The organism is Oceanobacter sp. 5_MG-2023 (genome assembly GCF_030548165.1).
Taxonomy (GTDB): Bacteria; Pseudomonadota; Gammaproteobacteria; order Pseudomonadales; family Oceanobacteraceae; genus Oceanobacter.
Genome location: NZ_JAUORS010000016.1, coordinates 13945 through 29559 on the forward strand (window position 1 = coordinate 13945; position 15615 = coordinate 29559).

13 protein-coding genes are annotated in these 15615 nt (G+C 48.9%); 2 read left to right on the forward strand and 11 right to left on the reverse strand.

Annotation, left to right across the window (positions count from 1 at the left end; all coding sequences use genetic code 11):
- Positions 1-189 precede the first annotated feature (189 nt).
- Positions 190-651, forward strand: coding sequence for a cytochrome c (locus tag Q4551_RS11505; protein WP_303433986.1), 462 nt, complete (start codon positions 190-192; stop codon positions 649-651).
- Between the two features lie 156 nt (positions 652-807).
- On the opposite strand, the gene Q4551_RS11510 is transcribed toward Q4551_RS11505, so the two are convergent.
- A complete protein-coding gene (locus tag Q4551_RS11510) occupies positions 808-1461 on the reverse strand; it encodes a cytochrome b/b6 domain-containing protein (protein WP_303433987.1) in 654 nt (217 codons plus the stop codon).
- Between the two features lie 284 nt (positions 1462-1745).
- Here Q4551_RS11510 and Q4551_RS11515 point away from each other — a divergent pair, with 284 nt between their 5' ends.
- Entirely contained in the window at positions 1746-2297 is a 552-nt protein-coding gene (locus Q4551_RS11515) for a hypothetical protein (protein ID WP_303433988.1), read from the forward strand.
- Positions 2298-2483: 186 nt separating this feature from the next.
- Here Q4551_RS11515 and Q4551_RS11520 read toward each other — a convergent pair whose 3' ends face one another.
- The 10 genes from Q4551_RS11520 to Q4551_RS11565 form a co-directional block, all read right to left on the reverse strand.
- Positions 2484-4514 (reverse strand): S9 family peptidase, encoded by a 2031-nt coding sequence (locus tag Q4551_RS11520; protein ID WP_303433989.1) that lies wholly within the window; start codon positions 4512-4514, stop codon positions 2484-2486.
- A complete protein-coding gene (pqqE, locus tag Q4551_RS11525) occupies positions 4511-5704 on the reverse strand; it encodes a pyrroloquinoline quinone biosynthesis protein PqqE (protein ID WP_303433990.1) in 1194 nt (397 codons plus the stop codon). Before pqqE ends, Q4551_RS11520 begins: the two co-directional genes overlap by 4 nt.
- Positions 5676-5921: a pyrroloquinoline quinone biosynthesis peptide chaperone PqqD gene (gene pqqD / locus Q4551_RS11530; RefSeq protein WP_303433991.1), complete on the reverse strand. Its 246-nt coding sequence runs from the start codon at positions 5919-5921 to the stop codon at positions 5676-5678. Before pqqD ends, pqqE begins: the two co-directional genes overlap by 29 nt.
- A 23-nt stretch (positions 5922-5944) precedes the next feature.
- Positions 5945-6724: a pyrroloquinoline-quinone synthase PqqC gene (pqqC, locus tag Q4551_RS11535; protein WP_303433992.1), complete on the reverse strand. Its 780-nt coding sequence runs from the start codon at positions 6722-6724 to the stop codon at positions 5945-5947.
- 232 nt (positions 6725-6956) lie between these two features.
- A complete protein-coding gene (gene pqqB / locus Q4551_RS11540; protein ID WP_303433993.1) occupies positions 6957-7871 on the reverse strand; it encodes a pyrroloquinoline quinone biosynthesis protein PqqB in 915 nt (304 codons plus the stop codon).
- 198 nt (positions 7872-8069) lie between these two features.
- On the reverse strand, positions 8070-8141 hold the full coding sequence (gene pqqA / locus Q4551_RS11545) for a pyrroloquinoline quinone precursor peptide PqqA (protein ID WP_283171941.1): 72 nt from the start codon (positions 8139-8141) through the stop codon (positions 8070-8072).
- A gap of 403 nt (positions 8142-8544) precedes the next feature.
- Positions 8545-11658, reverse strand: coding sequence for an HsdR family type I site-specific deoxyribonuclease (locus Q4551_RS11550; protein ID WP_303433994.1), 3114 nt, complete (start codon positions 11656-11658; stop codon positions 8545-8547).
- Between the two features lie 8 nt (positions 11659-11666).
- Positions 11667-12872 (reverse strand): AAA family ATPase, encoded by a 1206-nt coding sequence (locus Q4551_RS11555; RefSeq protein WP_303433995.1) that lies wholly within the window; start codon positions 12870-12872, stop codon positions 11667-11669.
- A complete protein-coding gene (locus Q4551_RS11560) occupies positions 12872-14056 on the reverse strand; it encodes a restriction endonuclease subunit S (protein WP_303433996.1) in 1185 nt (394 codons plus the stop codon). The genes Q4551_RS11555 and Q4551_RS11560 overlap by 1 nt, the downstream gene beginning before the upstream one ends.
- Positions 14053-15612: a type I restriction-modification system subunit M gene (locus Q4551_RS11565; RefSeq protein ID WP_303433997.1), complete on the reverse strand. Its 1560-nt coding sequence runs from the start codon at positions 15610-15612 to the stop codon at positions 14053-14055. Before Q4551_RS11565 ends, Q4551_RS11560 begins: the two co-directional genes overlap by 4 nt.
- Positions 15613-15615 lie beyond the last annotated feature (3 nt).

The following is a 15615-nucleotide window of genomic DNA, read 5'->3' on the forward strand; positions in this document are numbered from 1 at the left end:
GGATTCTTGCCAGCATGCTGACCATCCAACACTATGTTGTCGTATATTAGCCACATAATACGGGTGTAATAGCTACTTGGCCTGACTAACAGCCTGACCAATAGCCTGAGCAGTTCTGCCATCCAAAGACAGAATCGACGGCTTAATCCCTATAACAATTCCCAATAGCAACCAATAGAAGGACTCTTGATGAATATCATTAGCAAACAACTTATGGCCATCTCTCTTGCCTCTGCCTGTACTTTCAGTGCAGTCGCACACGGCAACGACGAAGTTGAAGACGCCATTGAATACCGCCAGGCAGTATTCCACCTGGTCGCTGCGCATTTTGGTCAAATGGGTGACATGATCAAAGGCAAAAAAGACTTTGACGCCGTGGAATTCCAATACCGCGCCAACAGCCTGGATGCACTGTCAAAAATGCCGATGGAAGGTTTTACCGTACCTGGCTCAGATAAAGGCGATACCAAAGCCAAACCGGCAGTCTGGGAAAAACCGGCACTGTTCGAAGAAAAAATGACCAAGTTCCAGAAAGACTCAAGCGCATTGGCAAAAGCAGCACAATCCGGCGACATGGACACTATCAAGCCTGTCTTTATGGAAGCAGCCAAAAACTGCAAAAGCTGCCACACCGACTTTAAAAACCGCTAGTAGCTGATTCCGGGCCTGACCACGTCAGGCCGGTATGACTCAACCCGCCGACATGGCCAAACCCTGTGTCGTCGGGTACTGCGGCGGGGACTGCCCTGTTACCCGCCGCTCTGTTACATCAACATCTCATCAATATCACATCAACTTTCTGTCGACTTACCAAATCCACCAGCTGCCCACAATCAGACGGTTACTCACCACCCACAACAGCAAAAATACCACCCAGGCACGCCATGCAGGTACCAGAGTCGGTGCTTCGGCTGCGCTCAAATCGTTCCGTTTGCCGGTAATCATGGCCTGCACCAGAGGCTCACCACGCCATTGATGAAACACCACCGCAGCAACATGCAAAACCACCAGCACAACAATCAGATCAAAATTCAGATGATGCCATTGGGTCAACAGTGTCGCGGTATCTGCAGAGACCATCTCAACCAGAGGTCCCTCGGTAAAAATTTCATCCGTTGCAAAGAGTCCACTGCCCCATTGCGCAGCAATCAACAGCATCAGCGCCACCACCATCAAGGCACCCAGCGGATTATGTCCGGCATGCCGTGGCATTTCCTTGCCGGTCAGCATAGTGCGGGAAAAACGGATCACAGCTTGCGGCCCCGGCACAAACTGGCTGAAACGGGCATTGGAAGAACCAAACAATCCCCACCCCAACCGCGTGATCCAGAGCGCCACCAGACACGATGCCAGGCTCATATGCCAGCCCATTTCACCTTCTTCTGCGGTCCACCAACATCCCGCCAGTAACATCACCTGTAACCAGTGATACCCACGAACAAAACTGTCCCAAACCTTCATAATCACCTTTCTCCTGTCACACCCTGTACTGTATTGCCACAATGGACTGCGGTCAGTTGTACTATCATGTTATGAAATACCGGCTCTTGCACAACACAAGAGCGCTGATTGCTATCTTGATTTGACAGATTTATCCATAATCATGGCCCTGCTGTTGCCCATAACCTGTCAATGACTGGCATAATAAACCTTATGCATGTTGAATGCTGATCGGCAATACAGGCGATCTGGCAACATGCTGATATTTTAAATGTACTGATCAAGGTTACGACATGAGGATTTTCATGAGAACAATCGTCTCGGCAAGCTGCCTTTTACTGCTGACTGCCTGTAGCCATCAATCATATATTCCGTTTACCCAAGAGTTACGTTACAGCGAAGGCTTTAATAACGCCGACCTGCAACAACTGCAGTATTATGTTTGTCCGCCCTTCCGGGCTGAACGCCAGTTCAGAATGGTCGAAAAAAACATATCCAGCGGCAAACTGATTCGTCGTCAAGGACAACTGGTGCATGAAGTGGTAGTACCATCCTGGACCCCCGGCGTTGCTGTTCAGGTCGACGAGAACTTTATGGCGGTCAGCTTTGAAGAAGGTACAGCCCTTACCTTTGGTGTCGAGCAAGGTGTTGCTCAGGGAGATTACACCTCGCTGGGGCGTAATAAAGACAATCACTTCCAGGTGTATTACGACGGTGAGTGGTACTACACCGTGGATAATCAGGCCACAGAATGTGAAGGCCAGCTCTATTCGCAACCACGGTTATGGATAGACGCCGATTCCCTGAAAGAAAAGACCACCGAACGCAAGGTTCTTCAAGGCCGCCGTATCGAATAACACGTTAGGGGTGGCACTGGCTCTTGCCGTGACGATGCCTGGTTATTGTTTTGCCTGAATAACCTGGCGTCGTCACCAGAACCGGCTTTTGCTTTTCTTTGGTTCTGGTATCAATCTTTTTATTACCGCTGGTTTTTTTCTGTTGTTTTTCTTTCTGCTGGTTTTTCCCCGCTGTTACTGTTCGGTTCAGTTCAGCCTGTCGGCATCAGCCCCCAATAACTGCTGATAAAACGCATATTCCCGTTGCAATACCGTCGCCCGGTTTTTTTGCTGGCGAAAACCATGGCCTTCTCCCTTGAACAACACATAATCGGTAATGACCGAGCGCGCTTGCAAAGCCTCAAACAACTGCCGCGTCTGCGGCGGCGGAACAACACGATCCTGCTGTCCCTGAAAAAAAATCACCGGCAGCCGAAAGTGATCCAACCGGAAAATCGGTGAACGCTGGCGATAACGCTGTGCATCCATAACCGGGTCGCCGATCAACCAATGCAGATAGCGGGATTCAAATTTGTGCGTGTGGGCATTTAACAGAGCCAGATCGCTGATTCCATACAGACTGGCACCGCCTCCGATGCCAGCCGCTGCGGCACGGTCATCCGACAAGACCCGCAACACGGTATAGCCACCGGCACTGTTGCCCCGCACCAGTATTCTGCCCGGTTGTGCCCAGCCCTGAGCCTGGGCGTACTGACAGGCCAACAGCACATCATCCACGTCTGTCAGCCCCCACTGATCGGCCAAGGCCTGTCGATAACGACGGCCAAACCCACTGCTGCCGCGATAATTCAGCATCAGCAGACCATAACCACGATCACACCAAAACTGCTTTTGTGGATCAAAGCTGCTGTCCGCCATGGCCGTTGGCCCACCATGCAACTGGATAATCAAGCCCGGTTGATACGCGTTACCGGATACGTCGGTTGGAGGGTAATACCAGCCAAACAGCGTTTGCTCCGCTGCCCCGGGAGCCGGGATCATGCACCGCTGCGGGCGCGTCAGCGTTTGCGGCATTGGGCCGATATCCAGACGGATAAGGCATTCAGCGGTTCGATCCTCGCCAGCAACAGACAAGTCCCAACTCACCAGTTGCGTGGGAGAATCCCAGCACTCCCGCAAGGCGTAATAGCGGCCGCTGTGAGTATTCCAGCACAGGCTGTGGTAACGGGCCGTTGCCTTGTGATCCGGTGATAAGAGGGATTCAAAAACACCGCTGCGACGGTTGAGCCAACCGATGCCAGCCTCTCCTTGTTGGAAAAAGCTGGCCACCACCCCATCGGCTCCTGCCACCCAGTGACGTAACCCCAGTTGCCATTGCGCCGTTGCAAATTCAGCCGCCTGGGCATGTACCACTTCGGCGACAGGAGATGCTGTAAGAGATGTTGCAGGAGATGCCACAGAGGGCGCACAAAGATAACGGTATAAGTTCCAATAGGATTCATCCTCGGGCTTGCCAGACAGCGCAACGGCACCAGGCTGATCCGACACCACCCACAACTCATCCCCCAGAAAACCCGGCTGGCACAAGGAAACCTCGGCCTGTTGCGGATTGGCAACCGTCTCGACCGCCAGCAAGGCACCGGCGTTGTCCAGTTCGCCCCGTTGTAACGTGGTCGATAACCAGGGCTGATGAGGGTGATTCCAGCACAGCCAGGCCAGATAACGGCCATCGGCCGCAGGCGTCGGGCTGGCATAAAAGTCCCAGCCTTCCGCCAGCAGATGCCGCTCAGCCTGTACTGGCTGACCCGGCAGCGTGACCAATGCCAGCGCCACCAGACGATTGACCGGTTCTTGCGTGGTGCTCGAATGCGCCTCTTCAACCGCCAGCACCCGCTGGTGAAGCTCATCCCATACCAGGTCGCCATAGCGGCAGCCCGGCTGCACAAATAACCGCTGCGGAACCGGCACAGCCTGCAAATCCCCGGTCAGCGTAACCAGGTACAAGCCCTGATCGGCCTCATTCACAAAGATCAGCCCATTGGCAAACAAACACCAGCTGCCACCGCCATATTCATGCACCCGGCTACGGGCAGACATCCCTGCCGGGCTGACCACCACAGGAACTAACGGCTGTTCGTCCAGCGCAGCAACCAGCACCTGATTGGTGGCTGTTGCCGGATCAAACTCAAGCCAGCCCAGCCAGCTGCCGGCGCTGCGCAGTTCCGCCCATTGCTTGCCCTGGGCAGCAGCCTGTTGGGCACTGATGGCCGTCATCATCCGCGGGCAATAATATCGACAGCCGCCTGCTGGTTGCGTTTATTACGCGCCAGCAACGGTGACGACGGCGCGACGCCAGCCGCCAACTGCTCCGCCTCGGTACGGGCGGCCACGATCTTGCCGTGGTGCGCCGACTTGCTGCAAACCGGATCGGCATTGGCAGCATCACCAGTAAGCTTGAAAGCCTGACAGCGGCAACCACCAAAATCTTTCTCTTTTTCGTCGCAGGAGCGGCACGGCTCCTTCATCCATTCATAACCCCGGAAATGGTTAAAACCGGTCGAGCGATACCAGATATCCGCCAGCGCTTCATCCTTGACGTTCGGAAACTGTATGGGCAATTCACGGGCGCTGTGACACGGCAATGCCGTACCGTCCGGAGCAATGGTCAGAAAAATATTTCCCCAGCCATTCATACAGCCCTTGGGGCGCTCTTCGTAATAATCCGGGGTGACAAAAATCAGCTTCGGGCCACGGCCATCCAGTTGATCCCGATATTGATTGGTAATGGCTTCAGCCTTGATCAGCTGTGCCTTGGTGGGCAACAAGTGCGCACGATTAATAAAAGCCCAGCCGTAATACTGGGCAATGGCCAGCTCGACAAAATCGGCCTGCAACTCGATCGACAGCTCGATGATTTTGTCGATCTGCTCAATATTGTCGCGATGAATCACAAAGTTCAGCACCATCGGGTAGCCCTGGGCTTTCACCTCCCGCGCCATGGCCAGCTTCTGGGCAAAGGCTTTCTGGCTCCCGGCGAGTTGATTGTTCAGCTCTTCGGTACTGGCCTGAAAACTGACCTGGATATGATCCAGCCCGGCATCACGAAAATCCGACACCCGGCGATCATCCATCCCCAGACCCGAGGTAATCAGGTTGGTGTAATAGCCCATCTGGCGGGCTTCACGAATCAGCACTTCCAGGTCACGCCGCAGCAACGGCTCGCCACCGGAAAAGCCCAGTTGCGCCGCTCCCATTTTGCGGCCCTGCTCAAACACACTGAGCCACTGGTCGGTGGTGAGTTCGGTGCCACTGCCACTCAGATCAAGCGGGTTGGAGCAATAACTGCACTGCAACGGGCATTTATAGGTCAGCTCGGCCAGCAGCCAGAAAGGGCGGCCCGCAGCGTGGGGGTTATCCGCCGATGGCTGAATAACCGGGCTAGTCAAAGGTGATCCAGTTGTGCTCATGGGCAACTCCCAGAAATTCGATAATATCAGCGCCCAGATCACCGGCTTCCGGGAATTTCTGTTCCAGCGCCGCAATAATATCAGCCCCGGAACGGGTGCCATCCACCAGCGCCATGATTTCTCCAGCACTGCCATTCAGTTGCACCATACCTTCCGGGTACAACAGCACATGGGATTGCTGGCTTTCTTCCCATTGCATCCGGTACAGGCGGTTCATAACCGGTATTTGCTCTGCCCTGATCATCGGTACGCCCCTTTGTGATAACGCACCGGGTTGCCCATGCCATCGGCTTCGATATTGTGATACGGCGCGCGCTGGTAATCGTAAGCCATGGTCATCGCATCCAGCATGGTCCAGAGAATATCGAGTTTGAACTGCAGGATATCCAGCGCCTGCTGCTGCTGCTGCCGGGTGACAAAATGATCCAGCGTAACCCGCAAGCCATGCTCAACATCACGGCGGGCTTCGCTCAACCGCCCCCGGAAATACTGCAAGCCTTGAGCATCAATCCAGGGGTAATTCTGTGGCCAGGTATCCAGCCGCGACTGATGGATTTCCGGCGCAAACATTTCGGTCAGCGAAGAACAGGCCGCTTCTTCCCAGCTGGCCCGCCGGGCAAAATTGACATAGGCATCCACCGCAAAACGGACACCCGGCAACACCAGCTCTTGCGACAACATGGTCTCGCGATCAATACCCACCGCTTCGCCGAGCATCAACCAGGCTTCGATCCCGCCATGGGCACCGTCAAAACCATCGTGATCCAGAATCCGTTGCACCCACATGCGGCGCTCATCCCGGTCGCGACAGTTGGCCAGAATATTGGCGTCTTTCACCGGAATATTGATCTGATAATAAAAACGATTGGCGACCCAGCCACGAATTTGCGCTTCGTTGCATTCGCCGTGGTGCATCGCCTGATGATAAGGGTGGTGAATATGATAAAGCGCCCCTTTGGCACGCAGGCGTTGTTCAAATTCTTCGCGGGACCAGGGCTGCTTGTTGCTGTGTTCTGTCATGGTATGTCTCCACCTCAGGGAGGTTACTGGTTGGGGATATTGTTATTGTTCTGCGCTTCCCCTACTCACCGGCTTTTTACCGCTTGCCGGTGGATATTCTTCTTTTAATGTTCTTTTTATATGTTCTGTTGTAAATATTCTGTTTTTCTTTTGATTCACGCTCTTTTTAATCAGTGCTCTTTTTTAATCAGTGCTCTTTTTTAGTTCACGCTATTTTAACAGCTAACAGCAGTTAGATGTCGATTTCCATACCGTCCCAGGAAATCTCAACCCCCTGTTCCTCAACCATGGCGCGCTCGGCGGATTCTTCGTTCAGGATCGGATTGGTGTTGTTGATATGAATCAGCACTTTACGCTTGTCCGGGTACTGGGCCAGTACATCCAGCATGCCGCCGTCCCCGGACTGCGCCAGATGCCCCATCATTTGCCCGGTCGACTGACTCAGACCCATATTGATCATTTCATCATCCGTCCACAACGTGCCGTCCACCAGCAGACAGTCGGCTTGCGCCATCCAGGGCAACAGATGATCTTCAATCACCCCCAACCCCGGCGCATAAAACAGCTTGCCGCCGGTGAGAGTATCTTCAATAAACACCCCGATATTATCCCCCGGCATCGGATTACCACGGCGGGGAGAATACGGCGGAGCATTACTATCAAGCGGCATGGCAGTGATTTTCAAAGCTTCCATACCAGGAATGGAGAACGAACGGCCATCCAGCGGAATATCATGATGCCGCGGGCCACCGTTCCATTTTTTCAACATGGTAAACAAGGGAAACCCCGTGCTCAGATCCTCATGCACCGGAGCCGTGGTGTACACGTCGAGCGGCAGACCTTCCCGCAGCATCAGCAAGCCGGTGGAATGATCGATCTGGGCATCCATCAGCACAATGGCATGAATCCCGGTATCGCGATCCTGACGAGCCGGTTGTAATGGCGCAAACGAGGCCAGCTGGGCACGAATATCCGGCGACGTATTGAATAACAGCCAGCGTTCACCATCCGCAGACACACAAATAGAAGACTGGGTACGGGCGGTCGCCTTGATCGTGCCATCCCGATAACCCTTGCAGTTAACGCAATTACAGTTCCACTGCGGGAAACCGCCACCGGCAGCAGAGCCGAGAACATGAATTTTCATGAGTAAGCCTGTTTATTGTTTTTGTTAGAAACGCACCGCGCATTGTTACCGAGGCTATCGCAGCATTAAAAATGCCTGAAAAAAATGCCCGAAAAAATGCCCGAAATAGCAACTACCCCGGGCACTTTCAGCCCGCAGCGTACTCGGGCAATCAGGAGTAAACTCCCGTCTTCCAGAGCGTTACCGCTCTGGCAGACATTAGCGGTGGCTGAAGTACATGGTTACTTCGAAGCCGATACGCAGGTCGTTGTAGGCTGGTTTAGTCCACATAGTTGTTTCCTCTTATTGTTATGAAACAGGATTATTCCTGCTCCCTGAACAGCTTCCCAAAGGTGTTTGGTGTTCACCAGAGCACCTTGGGTCTATGGATACACACCGGAGGTCGTACACCCCCTGAATGGGGAATTCCGATGATGGCCACCACCAGCCTTGCAGCACACCGGCACAACGGCCAGTGACCCTTACTGATGATAGAGTCAGTGTCGGCCACCTGCCGGACAGAAAAAAGTCTACTTTAGCGCTCTGAATATAGGCCCAAAGTATTGGTTTTTGACATGCTAAAGATCCCCACAAGAACCGCTGGCCAACACCTGGGCAAAACCTCGCCCCCTATCAACCCGGCAGAACCGCTGGCCGGGATTCGTTGGGTACGATTACCCAGCACCTGAGACGCTTATAGCTGGCCACCCACACCTTTGAATTTTTCAACAAAAGCCGAGATTTTCTGGAAAACCGTTTGCTTCTGCGTTCGGTACTGTGGGTTCAAAGGGCTGAGTTTTGGCAATGCTTCATTAAGAGCAGTGCCATTTTCAGAGGCATACTCTCGCTTGAGAGATGAGGCAATGTAACGTTTGGCCGCATCCTCATTTAGCTTTTCAGAGGCAATAATGGCCTCTGCTTCGCGCTTCTGTTCAGCCTGGGCGAACTTGAAGAAAGCGTCAATAATGCTGGCTTTGTCATTGATCTCATCCAGGTTTGTCTGGTTAATAAAATCAACCACCAGGCTCTCTTTCTCTCTATTGCCAAAACTACTGTGTATCATACGGCGGACTTCTTTGATCAGGCCTTCTTTGCTCTTGTTCTCCTTGTTGTGATCAAAAATCAGTTCAAGAATATAGTCGAGGTTTATTTCTTGAGATTTAAGCAAATCAATTTCAAAGACCACATCGTCCCAGTCTACCGTTGACTTATCTTTGTCCTGACCTTCTTTATCGCGTCGTAACCAGTCACAGGTATCATTGTAAGTAGAGCGATAATCTTGGACAGCACGTTCGCTCGGCATATCGATGGTTTGCATTGCCTCGATGTCAGCATCGTCCAGATAGTACTTTGACTTGAACTCTTCAACAGCTTGTTCATCACTGGTATCTAAGCTTTGCATCGCTTTTAATCCAGCAAACTCATCGTAGTTTTGTAATATATTTTCTGCTTTTAGGTATTCACCAAACAGCTTGGCAAATTCTTTCTTATCTTGTTCTTTTTCAATATTTTTTGGGTTTGGAAAGCGTTCTTGCAGCTCTTTGACGATATCAACAAAACCTCGACGCGCCTGGCCAGTAGCAATATCGTTAAAGCCTTCCATGTATTCCTTATAGCTCTTCTCCAGCACCACATTCTTGGTGTTTTTGTCACCAAACAAAGTAATGGCATCAATGGTTGCCTGCTCCAAGTCCCGGAAGGTAACAATATTGCCAAAGGTCTTGGTAGCATCATAAATACGGTTTGTGCGAGAAAACGCCTGCATCAAGCCGTGATAACGCAAATTTTTATCAACAAACAAGGTATTAAGCGTAGGCGCATCAAAGCCCGTTAAAAACATACCGACCACTATGAGCAAATCTATTTCTTGATTCTTCACTCGCCGGGCAAGGTCACGGTAGTAGTTCTGAAAACCCTTACTGTCTACGCCATAGTTGGATTTAAACATGGTATTGTAATCAGCAATCGCAGCATCTAAAAATTCCTTGGCACTGCTGTTCATGGCACTGACTTCAAAGCTTTCATCCAAAATATCGCCGATCGCGTCTTGCTCCTCATTGGCAGCAAACGAGAAGATGGTCGCAATCCGAAGAGGCTTGTTTTTCACGACACCATCAGCTTCCGCTTGTAATGTCTGGAAGGTTTCATAATAGGCCTTGGCGGCGTCTACACTACTGACCGCGAACATGGCGTTAAAGCCTTTGGCGCCAGAGTAAGCCCGATGGGTTTTCTGGTTAAAATTATTCAGAATGTACTGTGAAATTTCACGTATCCGCATAGGATGTAAAAAGGCTTGTTTATTCTCATCTGCACTTAGTTTTTTATCATCCTGCTCAGTCTCAATGCTCTTGAATTGCGGGCGAACATCGTTATAGTCCACTTTGAATTTGAGTACTTTTTCATCACGAATGGCATCGGTGATCACATAGGTGTGCAACTGCTGACCAAACACGCTGCCTGTTGTTTCTGCACCCAGTGCATTTTCAGGAAAAATTGGTGTACCCGTAAAACCAAACTGATAATATTTTTTAAATTTCTTTTTCAGGTTTTTCTGAGCTTCACCAAATTGACTGCGGTGACATTCGTCAAAAATAAACACCACCTGCTTGTGGTAGATGGATAAATCGTTTTCACTTTTGATTAAGTTGTTGAGCTTTTGGATCGTGGTGACTACGATCTTGTTGTCATCTTTATCCAGGTTGCTTTTAAGCCCTGCGGTACTGTCTGAACCGTTCACACTATCAGGAGAGAAACGCTGATACTCTTTCATCGTCTGATAGTCGAGGTCTTTTCGGTCCACCACAAAAAAGACTTTATCAATACAGTCTAAATCGGTGGCCAAACGTGCCGCTTTAAAGCTGGTGAGTGTTTTACCCGAACCCGTGGTGTGCCAAATATAGCCGCCGCTTTCAGGCTTAGCCCAGTCTTTAGCGTTAAAGGCGCTTTTAATCTTCCACAAAATGCGCTCTGTGGCCGCGATCTGATAAGGGCGCATTACCAGCAAAGTATTGCTGACGTCAAACACCGAGTAACGCAAGATCACTTCAAGCAGCGTTTCTTTTTGTAAAAAGGTTGCCGTAAAGTCTTTTAAATCCTTAATCAGCGTATTGTCTGACTTCGCCCAGTTCATGGTAAAGTCGAAGCTGTTCTTGTCTCGCTTAGTGGTATTGGCAAAATAGCGCGTATCGGTGCCATTAGAGATCACAAACAGCTGCAAGAACTTATACAACGAGTTCTCGGCATTAAAGCTCTCTTTGCTGTACCTATGTATTTGGTTAAAAGCCTCTCTAATCGCCACACCACGCTTTTTCAGTTCGATTTGCACCAAAGGCAAACCATTGACCAAAATCGTTACATCGTAACGGTTGGCATGGCTTCCCGTTTGTTCAAACTGCTTAATAACCTGCACCTTGTTGCGGGCAATGATCTTCTTGTCAAACAGGTAGATATTTTCTATATGGCCATCATCAAAGACAAAATCGAAGATATAGTCACTGTGCACCTTGCGGGTTTTTTCGAGAATATTGTCGCTTGGGGTGTTCAGGTATTGCTCGCAAAAGCGCGCCCACTCGGCATCAGTAAACTCGACCTTATTAAGGGCTTGTAGCTGTTTGCGCACATTCGCCATCATGGCGTCAGGCGTTGTTAACGCCGGTAAATACTCATAACCTTGGTTGCTTAGGTCCTGAATCAGCTCGCGCTCTAAATCACCTTCGCTTTGATAGCCCTCAGCAATTTGGTCTTGGCGTGTATATTTATCTAAAACAATGTAATTGTTAGACTCTGCGATTGCTTTGTATTCTGCCATATCTATTCCTAATCCTTTGTCCCTTGTGGAGCGCGCATCCCTTTATAAATATTATCTATCTCTTTCACTAAAAACTTAAAGACGCGCTTATGATCTTCTTCGACTTCGGCCACTTCATGGCCTGCGTGTTTTGCATGGTTATATAAATTAATTACCCGTGCATAGGGGTTTACTTGCCCCGTAGCCCTATTACCTCTGACGCCGGGCAACAGCTCACCCCACTCTTCGTATCCCAAGAACGTTGAGGTTTTTTCGAGTACATTTCGCAAAAAATTAAAGTGGTATTTGTGGATATCGCCTGAGTCTGCCGCTTTCATTAATTCATTCTTCAAATACAGGTGATACGAGAAGGGCGAATCATTTTCTTGCTCAATAAGGTCATGCTGGCCATCATCGAGCTTGCGCAAAACAAACTTGGGTGCTCGATTAAACTCGTTATGCAAAACATTATAAAAAAGCGGATTATGAGTGGTGATGATGAACTTAAGGCCAGAAATAGCAAAATCACTCGACTTAATTAAACGAGCTAAATCAACAGCCAACTCTATTAGATGGTTGTCATCTAACGAGCTCACCGGGTCATCAATAAACACATATTGTAATTGGTTAAACTGATCAGTTTCTCGATCCGTTTCTTCAGGTACATTTAAGATGCTGATCACTTGTTCGAGCAATGAATAAAAAATACTCCAAATAAAGTTACTTTCTTCACCCTTTGATATTTTAATTTTTCTATCCGGCTCGTCATCGCCACCTTGATGTGAAAACGTCACCTCAGAAAAGGCTTTGACGGTAACTTGGTTACCGTCTTTATCATTAGCCGTGTATTGCGGATTAAAACGGGGCGTTAGTTTATCGTTTGCATAGCGCTGGAACGTGCTGATCACGTTCATGTCTTGCCCTTGCTCTTGCAAAATCCAATCGGTAAACGTATTGGGTTGGATTTTTAGCTTCGGCTCTGCATCCGCATATAAATCGTTATCCCAGTAAAACAAGTCTTCTGTAAACGCGTTGTAATATAAAATCTTGTGGCGCGACAGTGGCGCTTGCTCTGCTTCGTCAAGCTCATCCTGTCCATCTTGCTTTGGCGCGATGATCTCTTTAAATTCACGAGACAAACGCGTTTTTCCTGTGCCATTAAAGGCATAGATTAACTGCACCTTTTTATCAGACGCTTGCAACAACCCTGCTATTTCCGTTAGCGTTGTACTCATTAAGCTGCCTCATCAGATTTAGGGAAGCTCAACAACAGGTCACGATAATACTCGTATTGCTTTTGACGTAACTCAATTTCGCGAGGGAGACCTTCGGTGATGGAGTTAGTTAACAGCTCAAATTTATCGAGCAAAGCTACAATGCGCTCTTGCTCCGTAATTGGAGGGAACGGAAGCTTTAAGTTCTGAAATGTACCCAAGTTTATATTGCTTTGTGCGCTCCCTTGACCTTTTTCTTCTAGCTGCGTTTTGATTGAGGATAGTAAATATTCAACGTAACTTGAGCTCGTTTCTTCAGGATTTGCAACGAAACCAATAACACTATCAGGAAAACATGCATCAAAGCCCAAAATAGATGTTTCTGCAATATTCGCAGCGATAGTGATGCATAGTGTGCCTTTAGGCCACAATTTACTCTGCTTTAAACCGAGTTCACTATAAGTCTGGCTGTAATCTCGAATAGTATGGGCCGCATTTCTGATATCACCCGTTTGAATAAAGGGTATATCACCTCCATACAAACTAGGATCATTTCTAGGTCGATGTTTAGACTTTCCTCGACCAAAATCTAAAGCCACTTCACCTAACGTCTTCCACTCAACTTCACCTTCTTCAAAACTTAGCAACTTATCGCGGTAGTAGTTGTATTGTTTTTTCCGCATGTTAAGCTCGGCGGTCAGCTCGGCGGTCATGGCGGTAAATGCGTCCAGAATGCGCACTATTTCAGCTTGTATTGCCAGCGATTTTTCTGGGTTATCTGGGCATGGGATGGGGATTTTTATTGGCGATACATCACGGGGATAAACATGAGGAACTCCACCACCACTTTTAAAATCATGAAGTTGCTGCTGCATATTCATTAAGAAATGATAACAATATCTAGCCATCAATGTGTTGATAGGTTTTACAGTAAATGCATCTGACACAAAAATCGGTTGTTCCCACCAACTAACGAACCCTGCATAAGCCCCAGAGCCAGCAATTACAATCGTTTGCCCATCCCTATTACTTTCATTGTGGTAATAAGCTGGAGTACGCCCGCCTGCAATTACAGGAATATCACCATCTGTAACATTTTTTTTTGTTATTGATGTTCCTCTCTTAATTTCTGCTACATCACCTAGAGCTTTCCACTCAACATCAACTTCATCCAGTAGCTTCTCCATATAGCTCAAATTACTCATGCTTCAAGCTCCTCACCTTCAATTTCCGCCACAATGGCATCAATCTCACTGCGAAGCGCATCAATTTTAGCAACGGTGGTTTTAAGTTCGGCATTAAGCTCTGTAATATCTATTACTTCGCGAGTATCTTTGGCCTCCACATAACTGCTTACCGAAAGGTTGTAGCTATTGCATGCGATAACATCCAATTCAATCGATTTAGCAAAATGTTCCACATTCTCTTTGCTGGCAAACACCTTCATGATGTTTTCGATGTGTTCGTTGGTGAGGGTATTGTTGTTGGTTTCTTTTTTAAACAAACCGCTGGCATCGATAAATTGGGTGGTGGTGTCGGTTTTGTGTTTAGACAGCACCAAGATATTCACGGCAATGGTGGTGCCAAAGAACAGGTTAGGTGCCAGTGAAATCACCGTTTCGACATAGTTGTTATCAACCAGATACTTACGAATTTTTTGCTCAGCGCCACCACGGTAAAAAATACCGGGGAAGCAAACAATGGCCGCACGCCCTTTGCTTGATAGGTAGCTGAGCGCATGCAACACAAAGGCAAAGTCGGCTTTTGATTTAGGCGCAAGCACACCTGCGGGCGCAAAGCGGTCATCGTTGATTAGGGTTGGGTCGTCGCTACCAATCCACTTCACTGAATACGGCGGGTTGGAGACAATGGCATCAAAGGGTTTGTCGTCCAAAAAGTGCGGTTCGGTTAAGGTATCACCTAGCTGAATATTAAACTTGTCGTAGTTAATGTTGTGCAAAAACATATTCATACGCGCCAGGTTGTAGGTGGTGTGGTTGAGTTCCTGACCAAAAAAGCCCTCTTCAATAATATGCGCATCAAAGTGCTTTTTGGCTTGTAACAGCAATGAACCCGAACCCGCCGCAGGGTCATAGATTTTATTCACACTGGTCTGGCCGTGCATGGCCAATTGCGCGATCAATTTTGAAACGTGCTGAGGGGTAAAAAATTCGCCACCGGATTTACCGGCATTGGCAGCGTAGTTTGAAATCAGGAACTCGTAGGCATCACCGAATAAATCAATTTGGTTATCTTCAAAATCACCAAAAGTTAAACCCGCCACGCCCTTTAACACAGCTGCCAGGCGTTTGTTTTTTGCCTCTACCGTATTACCCAGGCGGTTACTGGTGGTGTCAAAATCCGCAAACAGGCCTTTGATGTCCTTTTCTGAATCATAACCATTGGCTGAGTTTTCAATCGCTGCAAAAATGGCAGCCAAGTCTGTATTCAAATTGTCGTTTTTGTGGGCATTGGTGGCCACATTACTAAAAAGCTGACTTGGATAGAGAAAATAGCCTTTGGTTTTGATGGCATCTTCTTTGGCAAAGTGAATATTTTCATCGTCATCAGACATGGTGGCATAGTTCACGCTGTCGTCACCACCGGTGATGTAGCCAACAAAGTTCTCACTGATAAAACGATAGAACAAGGTGCCCAGTACGTACTGTTTGAAATCCCAGCCATCCACTGAACCTCGCACATCGTTGGCGATTGCCCATATTTGGCGCTGAAGTTCGGCACGTTGTTGTAAACTTGTCATCGG

Coding starts and splice junctions, on each gene's coding strand:
- Q4551_RS11505 (WP_303433986.1), top strand. CDS start 190: ATGAATATCATTAGCAAACAACTTATGGCCATCTCTCTTGCCTCTGCC.
- Q4551_RS11510 (WP_303433987.1), bottom strand. CDS start 1,461: ATGAAGGTTTGGGACAGTTTTGTTCGTGGGTATCACTGGTTACAGGTG.
- Q4551_RS11515 (WP_303433988.1), top strand. CDS start 1,746: ATGAGAACAATCGTCTCGGCAAGCTGCCTTTTACTGCTGACTGCCTGT.
- Q4551_RS11520 (WP_303433989.1), bottom strand. CDS start 4,514: ATGATGACGGCCATCAGTGCCCAACAGGCTGCTGCCCAGGGCAAGCAA.
- pqqE (WP_303433990.1), bottom strand. CDS start 5,704: ATGAGCACAACTGGATCACCTTTGACTAGCCCGGTTATTCAGCCATCG.
- pqqD (WP_303433991.1), bottom strand. CDS start 5,921: ATGAACCGCCTGTACCGGATGCAATGGGAAGAAAGCCAGCAATCCCAT.
- pqqC (WP_303433992.1), bottom strand. CDS start 6,724: ATGACAGAACACAGCAACAAGCAGCCCTGGTCCCGCGAAGAATTTGAA.
- pqqB (WP_303433993.1), bottom strand. CDS start 7,871: ATGAAAATTCATGTTCTCGGCTCTGCTGCCGGTGGCGGTTTCCCGCAG.
- Q4551_RS11550 (WP_303433994.1), bottom strand. CDS start 11,658: ATGGCAGAATACAAAGCAATCGCAGAGTCTAACAATTACATTGTTTTA.
- Q4551_RS11555 (WP_303433995.1), bottom strand. CDS start 12,872: ATGAGTACAACGCTAACGGAAATAGCAGGGTTGTTGCAAGCGTCTGAT.
- Q4551_RS11560 (WP_303433996.1), bottom strand. CDS start 14,056: ATGAGTAATTTGAGCTATATGGAGAAGCTACTGGATGAAGTTGATGTT.
- Q4551_RS11565 (WP_303433997.1), bottom strand. CDS start 15,612: ATGACAAGTTTACAACAACGTGCCGAACTTCAGCGCCAAATATGGGCA.